Below are 15,298 nucleotides of genomic sequence, written 5' to 3'. Positions count from 1 at the left end.
CCCGGTAGGACGGGCGCGCCCTCCTCGTAGCAGGCGTCCACCGGCCGGCGTCCGCACGTCGCGGTGGGGCGGGCCCCGGGCCCGTCCCGCTCGGTCCGCGGCCTCACCCGGGCCGTCGTGCTCAACCTGTTCTGCGTGTTCCTCGGCTACCGCTTCCTGTTCCGGCCCGCATCCGCCGCCACCGGCTACGGCGTCCCGGCCGACCCCGGTGGCGATGCCGGCGCCCACCTGACGATCAAGGGACTCCGGGACGGAACCCTCGGCCTGGTGGGTCCGGCTCTGCCGGCCTTCGCGGGCGTCCGCGCCGAGACGTGGTTCATGCCGTGCGTGGCCCTCGTGCCGCCCGGCGACACGCTCATCGTGCTGCGCCACGGGGGCGCGAGGGCCGTGTCCTTCGGGATCCACCTCGCCACCGCGGTCGTCGTCCTCGTCAGTGCCGGTCTGCTCCTCGAGGTCTGAGCACGGCCCCGTCGTCCTCCCGGACGGCACCGGTTCGGGAAGACGAGCGCGGCGCCGTGCGGCGGCCCCGGGGGAAACCGTTTAACGGCCACGGCGCCGGGCCCCATAGGATTGGGTCCAAACCGACTTGCCCAAGCCGATTTGCCCAAACCACACACTCACCCCAGAGGAACGCTGCATGCCTGGCATCACGCGCGAGGAGGTCGCCCACCTCGCCCGGCTGGCGCGTCTGGAGCTGAAGCCCGAAGAGCTCGAGCACTTCGCGGGACAGCTGGACGACATCATCGGCGCGGTCGCCCGCGTCAGCGAGGTCGCCGACCAAGACGTACCGCCGACCTCGCACCCGCTCCCGCTGACGAACGTCATGCGGCCGGACGAGGTCCGTCCGTCGCTCACGCCCGAGCAGGCGCTCTCCGGCGCCCCGGCCCAGGAGCAGCAGCGTTTCAAGGTGCCGCAGATCCTGGGGGAGGAGTAATCGCCATGAGCGACATCATCAAGCTCACCGCGGCCGAGATCGCCGCGAAGATCGCCGCCGGCGAGCTGACCGCGGTCGAGGTCACCGAGGCCCACCTGGCCCGCATCGAGGCCGTCGACGAGAAGGTGCACGCCTTCCTGCACGTCGACCGCGAGGGCGCGCTCGCGCAGGCCCGCGCCGTGGACGAGAAGCGCGAGCGCGGCGAGAAGCTCGGCCCGCTGGCCGGCGTCCCCCTCGCGCTCAAGGACATCTTCACCACCGAGGGCATCCCCACCACCGTCGGCTCGAAGATCCTCGAGGGCTGGATCCCGCCGTACGACGCGACCGTCACCCGGCGCCTGAAGGCCGCCGACGTCGTCATCCTCGGCAAGACCAACATGGACGAGTTCGCCATGGGGTCCTCGACGGAGAACAGCGCCTACGGCCCGACCGGCAACCCCTGGGACCTCACCAGGATCCCCGGCGGCTCCGGCGGCGGCTCCTCCGCGGCGCTCGCCGCCTTCCAGGCCCCGCTCGCCATCGGCACCGACACCGGCGGCTCCATTCGCCAGCCCGCCGCCGTCACCGGCACCGTCGGCGTCAAGCCGACCTACGGCGGCGTCTCCCGCTACGGCATGGTGGCCTTCTCCTCCTCCCTGGACCAGGGCGGCCCCTGCGCCCGCACGGTCCTGGACGCGGCCCTGCTGCACGAGGTGATCGCCGGGCACGACCCGATGGACTCCACCTCCATCGACGCCCCGGTCCCCGCGGTCGTCGAGGCCGCCCGGGGCGGCTCGGTGTCGGGCATGCGCGTCGGCGTCGTCAAGCAGTTCCGCGGCGAGGGCTACCAGGCCGGCGTCATCCAGCGCTTCGACGAGTCCGTCGAGCTGCTGAAGTCGCTGGGCGCCGAGGTCGTCGAGCTGGACTGCCCGTCCTTCGACCTCGCGCTGTCGGCGTACTACCTGATCGCGCCCTCCGAGTGCTCCTCCAACCTCGCCCGCTTCGACGGCCTGCGCTACGGCGCGCGCGTCGGCGACGACGGCACGCACTCCGCCGAGGAGGTCACCTCCCTGACCCGCGAGGCCGGTTTCGGCCCCGAGGTCAAGCGCCGCATCATGCTCGGCACGTACGCCCTGAGCTCGGGTTACTACGACGCGTACTACGGCAGCGCCCAGAAGGTCCGCACCCTGATCAAGCAGGAGTTCGAGCAGGCCTTCGAGCAGGTCGACGTGATCGTCTCCCCGACGACCCCGACCACCGCCTTCCCGATCGGTGAGCGCGCCGACGACCCGATGGCGATGTACCTGGCCGACCTGTGCACCATCCCCACCAACCTGGCGGGCAACGCGGCCATGTCGCTGCCCTGCGGCCTCGCCCCCGAGGACAACCTGCCGGTGGGTCTGCAGATCATCGCCCCCGCCATGAAGGACGACCGGCTCTACAAGGTCGGCGCCGCCGTCGAGGCCGCCTTCGTGGAAAAGTGGGGCCACCCGCTGATCGAGGAGGCACCGTCGCTGTGAGCGCACTGACCAAGGCAAAGGGCTTCAAGAAGTCCCGGTCCGGCCTGTACGTCTCGATGGCCACGTCGGCGTTCGGCGCCGTCGGGGTCTACAAGCAGATCAAGAAGGCCCGCGGCGACAACGACACGCTGCGGCTGCTCGACGCCGTCGTGACCGGAGCAGCGGTCGTCACCAACCTCGCCATCCTCTACCGCGAGCTGAAGCGCCTGGGCGACGACGACGTCCTGCTGGGCTGAGAGGGAAGTTTCACCGTGACCACCACGACCGACCTGGTGTCGTACGAGGACGCGCTGACGTCCTACGACCCCGTCATGGGCCTCGAGGTCCATGTCGAACTCGGCACCCGGACCAAGATGTTCTGCGGCTGTTCGACCGCACTGGGCGCCGACCCCAACACCCAGACCTGTCCCGTCTGCCTCGGCATGCCCGGCGCGCTCCCGGTCGTCAACGCGACCGGCGTCGAGTCGGCGATCCGGATCGGTCTCGCGCTGAACTGCGAGATCGCCGAGTGGTGCCGCTTCGCCCGGAAGAACTACTTCTATCCGGACATGCCGAAGAACTTCCAGACCTCCCAGTACGACGAGCCGATCGCCTTCGACGGCTACCTCGACGTGCAGCTGGAGGACGGCGAGACCTTCCGCGTGGAGATCGAGCGCGCCCACATGGAGGAGGACACCGGCAAGTCGACGCACGTCGGCGGTGCGACGGGCCGTATCCACGGCGCCTCGCACTCCCTGCTCGACTACAACCGGGCCGGCATCCCGCTCATCGAGATCGTCACCAAGCCGATCGAGGGAGCGGGCGAGCGGGCCCCCGAGGTCGCCCGGGCCTACGTCCGTGAGCTGCGCGAACTCATCCGTGCCCTCGGTGTGTCCGAGGCCCGCATGGAGATGGGCCAGATGCGCTGCGACGTGAACCTGTCGCTGCGTCCGCACGGCCGGGAGAAGTTCGGCACCCGCAGCGAGACCAAGAACGTCAACTCGCTGCGTTCCGTGGAGCGCGCGGCCCGCTTCGAGATCCAGCGGCACGCGGCCGTGCTGGACGGCGGCGGCACGATCATCCAGGAGACCCGCCACTTCCACGAGGACACGGGCTCCACGACCTCGGGCCGGGTGAAGGAGGAGGCCGAGGACTACCGGTACTTCCCGGAGCCCGACCTGGTGCCGGTGGCCCCCTCGCGCGAGTGGGTCGAGGAGATCCGCTCCGCCCTGCCCGAGCTGCCGCTGGTGCGCCGCAACCGGCTCCGCGAGGAGTGGGGCATCTCCGGCAACGACATGCAGTCGATCCTGAACGCCGGTGCGCTGGACCCGATCGTCGCCACGATCGACGCCGGTGCCGACGCGGCGTCCGCCCGCAAGTGGTGGATGGGCGAGCTGGCCCGCAGCGCCAACGAGTCGGGCAAGGCGCTCGACGAGCTGGCGATCACGCCGGAGCAGGTCGCCCGGGTCGCCGAGCTGGTCACCAAGGGCGACCTGAACGACAAGCTGGCCCGCCAGGTCATCCTGGGCGTCCTCGCCGGTGAGGGCACGCCGGACGAGGTCGTCGACAAGCGCGGCCTGAAGGTCGTCTCCGACGAGGGTGCGCTCACCGCCGCCGTCGACGAGGCCATCGCCGGCAACCAGGGTGTCGTGGACAAGATCCGCGGCGGCAAGGTGGCCGCGGTCGGCGCCCTGGTCGGCGCGGTCATGAAGGCGACCCGGGGCCAGGCGGACGCGGCCCGGGTCAAGGAGCTGATCCTGGAGAAGCTGGGCGTCGGCGAGGGCTGAGCCGGCCGGCATCGCTTGTGCTGAGGGGTCGCACCCGACCGGGTGCGACCCCTCAGGCGTTCGGTCGCGGATCACCCAGAAGGGTCGCGGATCACCCGGAAGGAATGACACTTTCATCCGATCGTCCGGCGCATCGGCGTCACTTCTGTGAATAAGCCCACGAATTCCGCAAATGATCACTTCTGGCTGAAAGAGTGGCTTCGCATTGCTCATGCGTTCTTTGCGGGCCGTTCACTCCCTGAACGACTGTTCCCGGTCAAAGATCCACAATCAGACACCCTGGGAGCACGTTCGTGGCAGCCCTTGCACGCTGGTGTGTCCAACGCCGCCTCGTCGCCGTACTGCTCTGGCTCCTCGCCTTCGGCGGGGTCGCCACGGCCGCCGCGGTCACCGGCTCCGCGTACTCCAACGACTACGGAGGCCCCGGCACCGACTCCGATCGTGCCTCCCAGCTGCTCGCCTCAGGGTTCCCCGGCCTCGGCGGCGAGGGTGACACGATCGTCTGGCACACGACGACCGACACCGTCCGCGCCACCGACGTCGAACAGGCCATGACCCGCACCCTGGACCGCGTCGCGGACCTGCCGGGTGTGGCCTCGGTGACCAACCCGTACGACGACCCAGACTCGTCCCTGATCAGCGAAGACGCCCACACCGCGTACGCCTCGGTCACCTTCGGGAACGCCTCCGGGGACATCGGCGCGGCCGAGGCGCGGGCCGTGGTCGACACCGCCAAGGCGGCCGAGACCGACGGGCTCCGGGTCGAACTGGGCGGCGGCGCCGTAGCGCTCACCGAGGCGCCGGGCGGCCACCTCGCCGAGGTCCTCGGGGTGGCCGTGGCCGCGGTCGTGCTCTTCCTCGCCTTCGGCTCCCTCGCCGCCGCCGTGCTGCCCATCGCCACCGCACTGGTCTCCGTCGGCACCGCCTACGCCGGTATCACCCTGCTCGGCCACGCCATGACCGTCGCCGACTTCGCGCCCATGCTGGGCACCCTCATCGGACTCGGCGTCGGCATCGACTACGCGCTGTTCATCGTCACCAGACACCGGCGCGGACTGAAGCGGGGACTCACCGTCGCGCAGGCCGCGGAGAAGGCCGTCGCCACCACGGGACGCGCGGTCGTCTTCGCGGGTGCCACCGTTTGCATCGCCCTCCTGGGCATGCTGATCCTCCGGCTCAGCTTCCTCAACGGCGTGGCCATCGCCGCCTCGCTGACCGTCGTCCTCACCGTCGCGGCCTCCGTGACCCTGCTGCCGGCGCTGCTGTCGTACATCGGCCCGCGCGCCCTGAGCCGGCGCGAGCGGCGCAGGCTCGCGGAACACGGGCCCGAACCCGAGCTGCCCACCGGGTTCGCCGCCCGCTGGTCCGCGTTCGTGGAGCGCCGCCCCAAGCTGCTCGGCGCCATCGCCCTCGTCGTCATCACGGTCCTCGCGCTGCCCACCCTCGGACTGCGCCTGGGCACCTCCGACCAGGGCAACGACCCCAAGGGCACCACCACCCGCCAGGCCTACGACCTCCTCGCCGAGGGCTTCGGCCCCGGAGTGAACGGCCCCCTCACCCTCGTCACCGAGGTCGGCGGGGCCGAGGACCGGCTCGCCCTGGACAACCTCGACGCCTCACTGCGCACCACCGAGGGCGTCTCCTCGGTGACACCGGTGACGTACGACGCCGGCGGTGACACCGCGTACCTCGTCGTCGTACCCGAGTCGTCCCCGCAGTCCGGGGCCACCAGCGACCTCGTCGAGCGGCTGCGCTCCGAGGTGCTGCCGCGCGCCGAGGCGGGCACCGCCCTCGACGTGCACGTCGGCGGCGTGACGGCCGGCTACGACGACTTCGCCGACGTCATCGTCGGCAAGCTGCCGCTCTTCGTCGGCGTCGTCGTCGGCCTGGGCTGCCTGCTGCTCCTGCTCGCCTTCCGCTCCGTCGGCATTCCGGTCAAGGCCGCCGCGATGAACGTCGCCGCCGTGGCCGCCTCCTTCGGCATCGTCGTGGCGATCTTCCAGTGGGGGTGGGGGAGCGAACTGCTCGGCCTCGGCAGCGCCGGCCCGATCGAACCCTTCCTGCCCGTGATCATGGTGTCGGTGCTCTTCGGGCTCTCCATGGACTACCAGGTCTTCCTGGTCAGCCGGATGTACGAGGAGTGGCTGGAAACCGGCGACAACCGCCGTGCCGTCCGGGTCGGGCTCGCCGAGACCAGCCGAGTGATCAACTCCGCCGCGGTCATCATGATCTCGGTCTTCCTCGCCTTCGTCCTCAGCGGCGACCGCGTGATCGCCATGTTCGGCATCGCGCTCGCCGCGGCCGTCGCCCTGGACGCCTTCGTCCTGCGCACCCTCCTGGTGCCCGCCCTGATGCACCTGCTCGGCAGCGCCAACTGGTGGCTGCCGCGCCGGCTGGACAAGCTCCTGCCGCGTATCAGCATCGAGCCGCCCGAGTGCCGCGCCGCCCATGAGAGGCTGGCCGCGGCGACGGACGCCGAGGTGGCGGACGTCCTTGCGGAGGAGGAACGGCAGCGGGATGTACGCGATACCACTGGGTGACGACGGAGCCGAACTGCGCCCCCTGGAGACCTGGCACGCCGAGGAGTTCCTCGCCCACCTGAACCGGGGCAGGGAGTTCATCACACAGCACATTCCCTTCGGAACGAAGGTCACCGACGTCGACTCCGCCCGGGAACTGCTCCGGTCCTACGCCGACCGGCACGCCGCCGACAGCGGCTTCCTGCACGGGCTGTGGCTGGACGGCAAGCTCGTCGGCGGCCTGCTCTTCCGGGTCTTCGACGCGGCCACCGGGATGTGTGAGATCGGTTGCTGGCTGGAGCCGGCCGGAACGGGCCGCGGCCTGGTCACACGCGGTGCCCGGGTCCTGATCGACTGGGCCTTCGACGAGCGCGGCATGCACCGCGTGGAGTGGCACGCGTCGTCCGCCAACACCCCGAGTGTCAACGCCGCCCGGCGACTCGGCATGATGCGTGAGGGCGTGCTGCGCGAGAGCTCCCTCCACCGGGGCGCCCGTCAGGACATCGAGGTGTGGGCGGTGCTCGCGCCCGAGTGGCGTGCGGCACGCGAGGCACGCGCGCGTGCCGCTCACAAGGATCGTTAAGGGACCTCTCAGACAGCGTCCGTACGGTGCGAGACATGGGAACGAAGACAGTGGACGAGACCGGCGTGAAGACCGACGAGGACAAGACGGACAAGGCGACCGCGGCCCCTGAGAAGGCAGGGACCGAGACCGCCGACGCCGAGACCCCGGCCGGCGACGACGCCGGGACGGACCACGTCTCGGCCGAGGACGACGCCACGGCCGAGGACGACGCCGCCGAGGACGCCGCGGCCGAGGACGCCGCGACCGGTGCCGCCGGGGACGAGGGCCCCACCGGCGTCGGCCAGGGCGCGGGCGCGGTCGTCTCCGCGGGGCTCGGCGTCGTCTCGCTGACCGGCGGCTGGGTCGGCAGCGTGGCCTCCGCCCGCGAGTCGCTGCTCGGCCAGCTGGAGACGTCCTCGTCCTCGGACGTCGGCATGCTGATCGAGAAGGGCTACGGCAACGCCTGGCAGGCCACCGCGCTGTGGGGCGGAGTGTTCGCGCTCGTCGCCCTGGTCGTCGGCGTCGTGGTGCTGGCCCGCCCCGCGTTCGGCGCGCCCGGCCGGCCGCAGGCCCCGTGGATCAAGTCGGTCGCCTGGGCGGGCGTCGCCCTCGGTGTCATCGGCCTGCTGCTCGCCGTCCTGAAGTACACGAACATCCTGCTGGACCTGCCGTCCACCGGCTGACGAAGTTCCTCTGAGGGGTCTTAGGGCATCAGCGCGCCCCCGGCGCACGCCCTAAGACCCCTCACGCACGTCTAAGGCCCCCACCGGTGCCGAAGATGCGGAACTTACCCGATGTGGCGCACCCCCCTGGGAGACGAAGGTTGAGGCATCGCAAGCGAGCAGCGAGCGAAGCCGAAACCGAGCCGGAACCGACACCGGCTCTCACCGAGGGACACGAGGGACACACCATGTTCGAGTACGAGGCACAGCAGGCCCGCGCCACCGAACTGATCCGCCGCGCCGACGAGGAGCGGCTGGCCCGCGAGGCCGTCCGCGCCCGTCGCGCCGCCCGCCGGGACGCGGCCAAGGGCACCGCCGAGGCCGAGAGCCATAGCTTCCGATTCCGGCGGCACCGGTTCAGCCGGGCCGCGTGAGCGGGGGACTCGGGGAGGACGGCCGCACGGCCGTCCTCCCCGAAACCGTTGTCGCGCTGTCGGACCCGCGTGCGATGCTCGGGTCCGTGGAGACCAGGTCCGTCAGTCCCGTGTTCGTCGGCCGCGCCGGCGAACTGGGCACGTTGCGGGACGCGCTCGTGCGCGCCGACACCGCCGAGCCGCAGGCCCTGCTGCTCGGCGGCGAGGCAGGGGTCGGCAAGACCCGCCTCGTCGAGGAGTTCGCCACCGCCGCACGCCGGCAGGACGCCGTCGTCGCGCTGGGCGGCTGCGTCGAGATCGGCGCCGACGGACTGCCCTTCGCCCCCTTCTCCACCGCGCTGCGCGCGCTGCGCCGCCAACTGCCCGGGGAACTGGCCGCCGCTGCCGCCGGTCAGGAGGAGGAACTGGCCCGGCTGCTGCCCGAACTGGGCGAGAGCACCCCGGGCTCGGGCGGCGGCCGGCACGACGAGGAGAGCATGGCCCGCCTCTTCGAACTCACCGCCCGCCTGCTGGAACGCGTCGCCGCGCGGCACACCGTCGTCCTCGTCCTGGAGGACCTGCACTGGGCCGACGCGTCCACCCGCCACCTGATCGCCTACCTCGTCCGCACCCTGCGCACCGGCCGCCTCGTCGTCCTGGCCACCTACCGCTCCGACGACATCCACCGCCGCCACCCGCTGCGCCCCCTGCTCGCCGAACTCGACCGGCTGCGCACCGTCCGCCGCCTCGAACTCGGCCGCTTCACCCGGGAGGAGGTGGGCCGCCAGATCGCCGGCATCCTCGCCTGCGAACCCGACCCGCTCCAGGTCGACGAGATCTTCGAACGCTCCGACGGCAACGCCTTCTTCGTCGAGGAACTCGCCGTCGCCGCCCACGAGGGCTGCTGCGCCGGACTCACCGACTCCCTGCGCGACCTGCTCCTGGTCCGCGTCGAAGCCCTGTCCGAGAGCACCCAGCGAGTCGCCCGGATCGTCGCCGAAGGCGGCTCCACCGTCGAGTACCGGCTGCTCGCCGCCGTCGCCCGGCTCGCCGAGGACGACCTCATCGAGGCGCTGCGGGCCGCCGTGAACGCCAACATCCTGCTCCCCGCCCCCGACGGCGACGGCTACCGCTTCCGCCACTCCCTGGTCCGCGAGGCCGTCGGCGACGACCTGCTCCCCGGCGAGCGCTCCCGCCTCAACCGACGCTTCGCCGAAGCCCTGGAGGCCGACCCGACGCTGGTGCCCGCCGCCGAGCGCGTGATGCGCCTGGCCAGTTACTGGTACCACGCCCACGACCCCGCCAAGGCCCTGCCCGCCGTACTGGACGCCTCCGTCGAGGCGCGCCGCCGCCACGCCTACTCCGAGCAACTCGGCCTGCTGGAGCGCGCGATGGAGCTGTGGGACTCCGCCCCCGACGACGTACGCGCCACCCTGCGCCCCGTCGACCACACCGAGGTCTACCCTCCCTGCGGCTGGGACCCCGCCACCAAGCCCCTGCGCTACCTGGACCTGATGGCCGAGGCCGCCGTCGCCGGACGGCTGTGCGGGGAACGCGAGCGCGCCATGAAGATCACCAAGCGGGCGCTGCGCCTGCTGGAGGACGAGCAGGAAGCCGGCACCGGGGCGAACCCGGGCGGCCGGGACCCGCAGCGCGCCGCCTGGTTCTGGACGCAGCGCTCGATCCTGGTCCAGGCACAGGGCCGCGGCGACGGCTGGCGGGAGCTCGGCATCGCCCAGGAACTGGTCCGCGGCCTGCCGCCCTCCGAGGTGCACGCCGAGGTACTGGCCATGGCCGCCAACTGGTCGATGCTCCACAACCCCGGCCCCGGCGCCGTGACCGCGGCCGAGCGGGCCGTCGAATACGCGCGGATGGTGGGCGCCGACGACATCGAGCTCAACGCCCGGCTCACCCTGGGCGGCCTGATGGTCGACGCGGGGCACATCGACGCGGGCCTCGCGGAGATGTACCAGGTGCGGGACCTGGTGGTGGCGCAGGGGCGGGCCGCCGTGGTGGCCCGCAGCCACATCAACCTGCCCTCCGTCCTGGAGGGCATCGGCCGCTCCGAGGAGGCGCTCGGCATCCTGCGCGAGGGCGTCGACCTCACCCGGCGGATGGGCCTGCTGGAGTCCGAGGCCTATGTGTGGGGCAATCTCTCCGAGTCGCTCATCTCCCTGGGGCGCTGGGAGGAGGCGCTCGAGGCCGCGGAGCCGGCCGGGGCCCCGGGCCGCAGCGCCGGGCCACGCGCCGGCGCGGCCCTCAAGCGGGCCACCGTCGCGCTGGCCCGCGGCGAGACGGCCGAGGCCGCCCGGCAGCTCGCCGCCGCCCGCGCCGCCTACGGCACGCACGACTCGATGCCCCAGTACCGACTGCCGCTGGCCGCCCTCAGCGTCGGCCTCGCCGCCGCCGAGGGCCGCCTCCTCGACGCCCGCGCCGAACTCGGCCGCGCCCTGGACTCCGGCTTCCCGCCCGGCACCCAGCGCTTCGGCTGGCCCCTGTTGCTGCTCGCCGCCGAGGCCGAGGCCGACGCCCGCGGTCTGCCGGTCGCCGGGGACGGCCGCGCCGAGGCCCTCGAAGGACTCGCCAGGGCCGCCAAGTCCCTCACCACGGGCGCCCCGGTCTGGCTCGCCCACGAGAAGTGGGTCCGCGCCGAACTCCACCGCGCGGAGGGCCGAGACACCCCGGGCACCTGGTCGGCCGCGGTCACCGCCTTCGAGTGCCTGGAGCGGCCCTACGAACTCGCCCGCGTCCGGCACCGGCTGGCCGGCGCCCTCCTGGAGACCGGCGGTGAGGACGAGCGTGCCCGCGCCACGGAACTGCTCCGCCTGGCCCGCACCGTCGCCGACCACCTCGGCGCCCGCCCGCTGGCCGACGCGGTCGCCCTGCTCGCCCAGCGCGCCCGTCTCACGCTCGGCCGGGCCGCCGAGCCCGCGGCCCCCGCCGACCCGGCCGAGTCCCTGGGCCTCACCAGCCGGGAACGCGACGTCCTGCGCCTGGTCTCCGAGGGCCGTAGCAACCGCCAGATAGCGGAGGAACTCTTCATCTCCCCGAAGACGGCCAGCGTCCACGTCTCCAACATCCTCGCCAAGCTCGGAGTCTCCGGCCGCGGCGAGGCGGCGGCGGTGGCCCACCGGCTGGCGCTGTTCCCGGCCGGGCGGCTCACGTCCCGTACCGTGAAGTGACGCTTACGCTGTGAGTGACGCCGACGGACGGAGGCTCCGTGTTCAACGCGCTCGATGAACTGTTCTCCCCCGGCCGCAAGCACACCCGCGACGAGCAGAACCGTCTGGAACTGACCCGTGAGGACGTCGGCGACGGCGACCCCGGCCACGGCCCGATAGACCTCACCTCGGGCAAGGTGGTCGTCCACCTGCCGCCTCCCGCGCGGTCGGCGGAGGAGTGACGGACCCGGTCGCGCCACCTGCGCCCCTGCGCCGCACTAGGTCACCTTGAGCTCCAGGATCCGGTCGTCGCCCTCCTTCGCGTCGCCCCGGCCGTCCGTGTTGCTGGTCATGAGCCACAGCCTGTCGCCGCCCGCCGGGACGACCGTGCGCAGCCGGCCGTACTCACCCGCCAGGAACGCCTGGGGGTCGGCGGCGGTCTCCGTGCCCTTCAGCGGGACGCGCCACAGCCGCTCGCCGCGCAGGCTTGCCATCCACACGGAGCCCTCGGCGTGGGCGATGCCGCTGGGGGAGGCCTCGTCGGTACTCCACTGGGCGAGCGGGTCGTGGAACCGCGAGCCGCCGGACTCGCCCTCCGCCTCCGGCCAGCCGTAGTTGTCGCCCGGCTTGATCGCGTTCAGCTCGTCCCAGGTGTTCTGCCCGAACTCCGAGGCGAACAGCCGCTGCCTGTCGTCCCAGGCCAGCCCCTGCACGTTCCGGTGGCCGTACGAGTACACCGCGGAGTCGGGGAAGGGGTTGCCGGGCGCCGGGTCGCCCTCCGGCGTCATCCGCAGGATCTTCCCGCCGAAGGACTCCTTGTCCTGGGACAGGCCCGTGTCACCGCTCTCGCCCGTGCCCGCGTAGAGCATCCCGTCGGGGCCGAAGGCGATCCGTCCGCCGTTGTGGACGACGCCCTTGGGAATGCCCCGGAAGACCGTGTCCGGCGCGCCCAGCTGTTCACCGGACGGCTTCTTCTCGTCGTACAGCATGCGCACGACGCGGTTGTCCGAGGCCGAGGTGAAGTACGCGTAGATCATGTGGTCCGAGGCGTAGTCCGGGGAGAGCGCGATGCCGAGGAGGCCGCCCTCGCCGGCCGGCGACACCCCGGGCACCTCGCCCAGCTCCGTCTTCTCGCCCGTCTTCTCGTCGACCCGGGTGACCGTGGCCTCGTCACGGGAGGAGACCAGCAGGTCACCGCCCGGCAGCGGCGCCAGACCCCAGGGGCTCCGCAACCCCGTGGTGACCGTGCGGACCACCTCCACGGAGCCCTTGGCGGGCGGCGTCCGCTCGGCGGCCGAGCCCGGGGGCGAGGACTGCGCCGCCGTACGGCTCGGCGAGGTGTTCCCGTCCGCGCCCGACGGTTCTCCGCCGCCGGAGGAGCAGCCTGCCGTCAGCAGCAGGGCGGCGGTGGCCAACACGGCCGACACGGCTCGTCGTTGCACGATCATGGTCCCTTCGACGCGGCGGGTTCTCCTTGTCATACACCGCACGCGCCCTCCAAGTTCCCGATCGCCGGATTCCGAACCCGGCCATCGCGGGAGTCACTCCCACGAGCCCTGCGCCGCGGGCAGCCCCCGCACCTCCGCCAGATCCCGCTCGGTCAGCCGCAGCTCCACCGCCCCCGCGTTCTGCGCCACCCAGCGCTCCCGCTTGGTGCCCGGCACCGGCACCACGTGCCGGCCCTGCGCCAGTACCCAGGCCAGCGCCACCTGCGCCGGTGTGACCGAGTCGCCGTGCCGGGCCGCGATCCGGCGCAGGCCGGCCACGATCGGCTGGTTGGCCGCCATCATCTCGGCGGTGAACCGGGGGTGCCGGGCGCGCAGGTCCTCCGGCTCGAAGCCCTGCCCCGGCGTCAGCGTGCCGGTCAGGAAGCCGTTGCCGAGCGGCATCGCGGCGAGGAAACCGACCCCGCGCGAGACGCACCACGGCAGCAGCGTCCGCAGCGCCTCAGGCGACCAGACCGACAGTTCCGCCTCGACCGCGCTCACCGGGAAGACCTGCTGCACCCGCTCCAGTTGCCGGATCGTCGCGTCGTGCAGCCGGGACCCCGGCCGGCGGGCCGACCGCGCGCCGACCGCGCAGAGCCCGAGGGCCCGTACCTTCCCGGCCCGGACCAGCTCCGCCATCGCGCCCCACGTCTCCTCGACGGGTATCTCGGGGTCGGCGCGGTGCAGCTGGTAGAGGTCGATGACGTCGGTCTGCAGCCGGCGCAGCGAGGCGTCGCACGCACGCCGCACGTAGCCGGGACGGCCGTTGGCCACGATGTGCTGATCGCCCACCAGGAGACCGACCTTGGTCGACACGAAGGCGTCGGACCGCCGCTCCTTCAACACCCGTCCCAGCAGCAGCTCGTTGGTGAACGGGCCGTACATGTCCGCCGTGTCCAGCAGGGAGACACCCAGGTCGAGGGCGCGGTGCACCGCCCTGACCGACTCCTCGCCGCGCTGCCGCGACGCGCTGTACGCCCAGTTCATCGGCATGCACCCCAGTCCGACGGCCCCCACCGAGAGTGCCGTCGCGCCGATCGTCCTGCGCTCCACCTGGTCGTGACCCTCCCTCGTCAGGCCACCCAACCTAACCTCTGCCGTTTCGCGCCCCTGACATAGCCTCCTGACCATGACTCCTGACGTGTGGCTGCCCATCCCGCCGGACGAGATCGAGGGCCTCCCCGAAGGTCCCGCCTACCGCTTCTGGAACGGTGAAGAGGAGTTCCCCGCCGACCCGGCCGACTGCGCGTTCTACGTCGTCCCCTACATGAAGCCCAGCGGCGTCGGCGTACGCCCGCTGCCCCGGATGCGCTCCGTGCAGGTCGTCCAGACCCTTTCCGCCGGTATCGACCACGTGGAGCCCGGGCTCGGGCACCTGGCCGCGGGCGTACGGCTGTGCAACGCCCGCGGCGTCCACGAGGCCAGCACCGCGGAGCTCACCCTGACCCTGATCCTGGCGTCGCTGCGCGGCATTCCCGACTTCGTCCGCGCGCAGGACCGGGGTGAGTGGCTCGGCGGGTTCCGGCCCGCGCTCGCCGACCGCAAGGTGCTGATCGTCGGGTACGGCTCGATCGGCGCCGCGATCGAGGACCGGCTCGTGCCGTTCGAGGTCGCGCCGGTAGTGCGCGTCGCGCGCTCCGCCCGCACCACGGCGCGCGGCCCGGTGCATCCGCTCACCGAACTGCCCGCGCTGCTCCCGCGGGCGGATGTCGTCATCGTCTCCACGCCGCTCACCGAGGCCACCCGTGGCCTGGTCGACGCGGACTTCCTGGCCGGGATGAAGGACGGCGCGCTGCTCGTCAACGTCGCGCGCGGCCCCGTCGTCGACACGAAGGCGTTGCTCGCCGAACTGGAGAGCGGGCGTCTCACCGCCGCCCTCGACGTGACCGACCCGGAACCGCTGCCGCCGGGCCACCCCCTGTGGCAGGCTCCGGGCGTGCTCGTCAGCCCCCACGCGGGTGGGCCGACCTCCGCCTTCCTGCCGCGCGCCAAGCGGCTGCTGGTGGACCAGTTGAGCCGGTTCGTGAACCGGGAGCCGTTGCGCAACGTGATCCTGACGACGGGCGCGTAATCCGTTTCAGGTACCCTCCGCAACTCCCCGGATGCGGTGGGTACGCGCATATCCGCTGGTCGTCACGGAGCGTAGAGAACCTATGTCCCTGAGTGACGAGACTGGTGTATCGTCCGACAGGGGATGCGCCGCGCACCGTTCGGCGCCGGGGACGAACATCTCAGACTGTGAGGGGGGCGACGGGCGATGCACGGCCTATGGACGAACGACCCGACGCGGCG

The 15,298-nt window shown here is 72.3% G+C and carries 14 protein-coding genes; 12 read left to right on the top strand and 2 right to left on the bottom strand.

Annotated features, from left to right (window positions below; all coding sequences use genetic code 11):
• The first annotated feature begins 117 nt into the window (after positions 1-117).
• The 11 genes from ACZ4V1_RS28545 (at position 118) to ACZ4V1_RS28495 (ending at position 11,761) form a co-directional block, all read left to right on the top strand.
• Entirely contained in the window at positions 118-459 is a 342-nt protein-coding gene (locus tag ACZ4V1_RS28545; protein ID WP_468341467.1) for a DUF4267 domain-containing protein, read from the top strand.
• Positions 460-637: 178 nt separating this feature from the next.
• The gene (gene gatC / locus ACZ4V1_RS28540; protein WP_003973500.1) at positions 638-934 is read left to right on the top strand and encodes an Asp-tRNA(Asn)/Glu-tRNA(Gln) amidotransferase subunit GatC; all 297 of its coding nucleotides are present in this window, start codon (positions 638-640) and stop codon (positions 932-934) included.
• A 5-nt stretch (positions 935-939) separates the two neighbouring features.
• Positions 940-2,433 (top strand): Asp-tRNA(Asn)/Glu-tRNA(Gln) amidotransferase subunit GatA, encoded by a 1,494-nt coding sequence (gene gatA / locus ACZ4V1_RS28535; RefSeq protein ID WP_468341464.1) that lies wholly within the window; start codon positions 940-942, stop codon positions 2,431-2,433.
• Positions 2,430-2,669 carry a hypothetical protein gene (locus ACZ4V1_RS28530; RefSeq protein ID WP_055421828.1) on the top strand — a complete coding sequence of 80 codons (240 nt, stop codon included), beginning with the start codon at positions 2,430-2,432 and terminating at the stop codon, positions 2,667-2,669. Before gatA ends, ACZ4V1_RS28530 begins: the two co-directional genes overlap by 4 nt.
• A 15-nt stretch (positions 2,670-2,684) precedes the next feature.
• Positions 2,685-4,199, top strand: a complete 1,515-nt coding sequence (gatB, locus tag ACZ4V1_RS28525) for an Asp-tRNA(Asn)/Glu-tRNA(Gln) amidotransferase subunit GatB (RefSeq protein WP_468341461.1) — start codon at positions 2,685-2,687, stop codon at positions 4,197-4,199.
• 293 nt (positions 4,200-4,492) lie between these two features.
• Complete coding sequence (locus tag ACZ4V1_RS28520) at positions 4,493-6,739, top strand: MMPL family transporter (protein WP_468341459.1); 2,247 nt, start codon at positions 4,493-4,495, stop codon at positions 6,737-6,739.
• Positions 6,717-7,301, top strand: coding sequence for a GNAT family N-acetyltransferase (locus ACZ4V1_RS28515; RefSeq protein WP_468341456.1), 585 nt, complete (start codon positions 6,717-6,719; stop codon positions 7,299-7,301). Before ACZ4V1_RS28520 ends, ACZ4V1_RS28515 begins: the two co-directional genes overlap by 23 nt.
• Positions 7,302-7,336: 35 nt before the next feature.
• Positions 7,337-7,966, top strand: a complete 630-nt coding sequence (locus ACZ4V1_RS28510) for a hypothetical protein (protein ID WP_468341453.1) — start codon at positions 7,337-7,339, stop codon at positions 7,964-7,966.
• Between the two features lie 227 nt (positions 7,967-8,193).
• The gene (locus ACZ4V1_RS28505; protein WP_468341450.1) at positions 8,194-8,379 is read left to right on the top strand and encodes a hypothetical protein; all 186 of its coding nucleotides are present in this window, start codon (positions 8,194-8,196) and stop codon (positions 8,377-8,379) included.
• Between the two features lie 74 nt (positions 8,380-8,453).
• The gene (locus ACZ4V1_RS28500; protein WP_468341609.1) at positions 8,454-11,540 is read left to right on the top strand and encodes a helix-turn-helix transcriptional regulator; all 3,087 of its coding nucleotides are present in this window, start codon (positions 8,454-8,456) and stop codon (positions 11,538-11,540) included.
• A gap of 38 nt (positions 11,541-11,578) precedes the next feature.
• On the top strand, positions 11,579-11,761 hold the full coding sequence (locus ACZ4V1_RS28495) for a DUF6191 domain-containing protein (protein ID WP_468341447.1): 183 nt from the start codon (positions 11,579-11,581) through the stop codon (positions 11,759-11,761).
• Between the two features lie 36 nt (positions 11,762-11,797).
• On the opposite strand, the gene ACZ4V1_RS28490 is transcribed toward ACZ4V1_RS28495, so the two are convergent.
• Both ACZ4V1_RS28490 and ACZ4V1_RS28485 read right to left on the bottom strand, forming a co-directional pair.
• Positions 11,798-12,967, bottom strand: coding sequence for a PQQ-dependent sugar dehydrogenase (locus tag ACZ4V1_RS28490; RefSeq protein WP_468341444.1), 1,170 nt, complete (start codon positions 12,965-12,967; stop codon positions 11,798-11,800).
• A 93-nt stretch (positions 12,968-13,060) separates the two neighbouring features.
• On the bottom strand, positions 13,061-14,059 hold the full coding sequence (locus ACZ4V1_RS28485; RefSeq protein WP_468341441.1) for an aldo/keto reductase: 999 nt from the start codon (positions 14,057-14,059) through the stop codon (positions 13,061-13,063).
• A gap of 76 nt (positions 14,060-14,135) precedes the next feature.
• Between ACZ4V1_RS28485 and ACZ4V1_RS28480 the strand changes: the two genes are divergently transcribed.
• The gene (locus tag ACZ4V1_RS28480; protein WP_468341437.1) at positions 14,136-15,077 is read left to right on the top strand and encodes a 2-hydroxyacid dehydrogenase; all 942 of its coding nucleotides are present in this window, start codon (positions 14,136-14,138) and stop codon (positions 15,075-15,077) included.
• Positions 15,078-15,298: the final 221 nt, after the last annotated feature.

The organism is Streptomyces sp. NPDC028991 (assembly GCF_055564775.1).
This window is presented reverse-complemented; position numbering and strand designations above follow the sequence as displayed.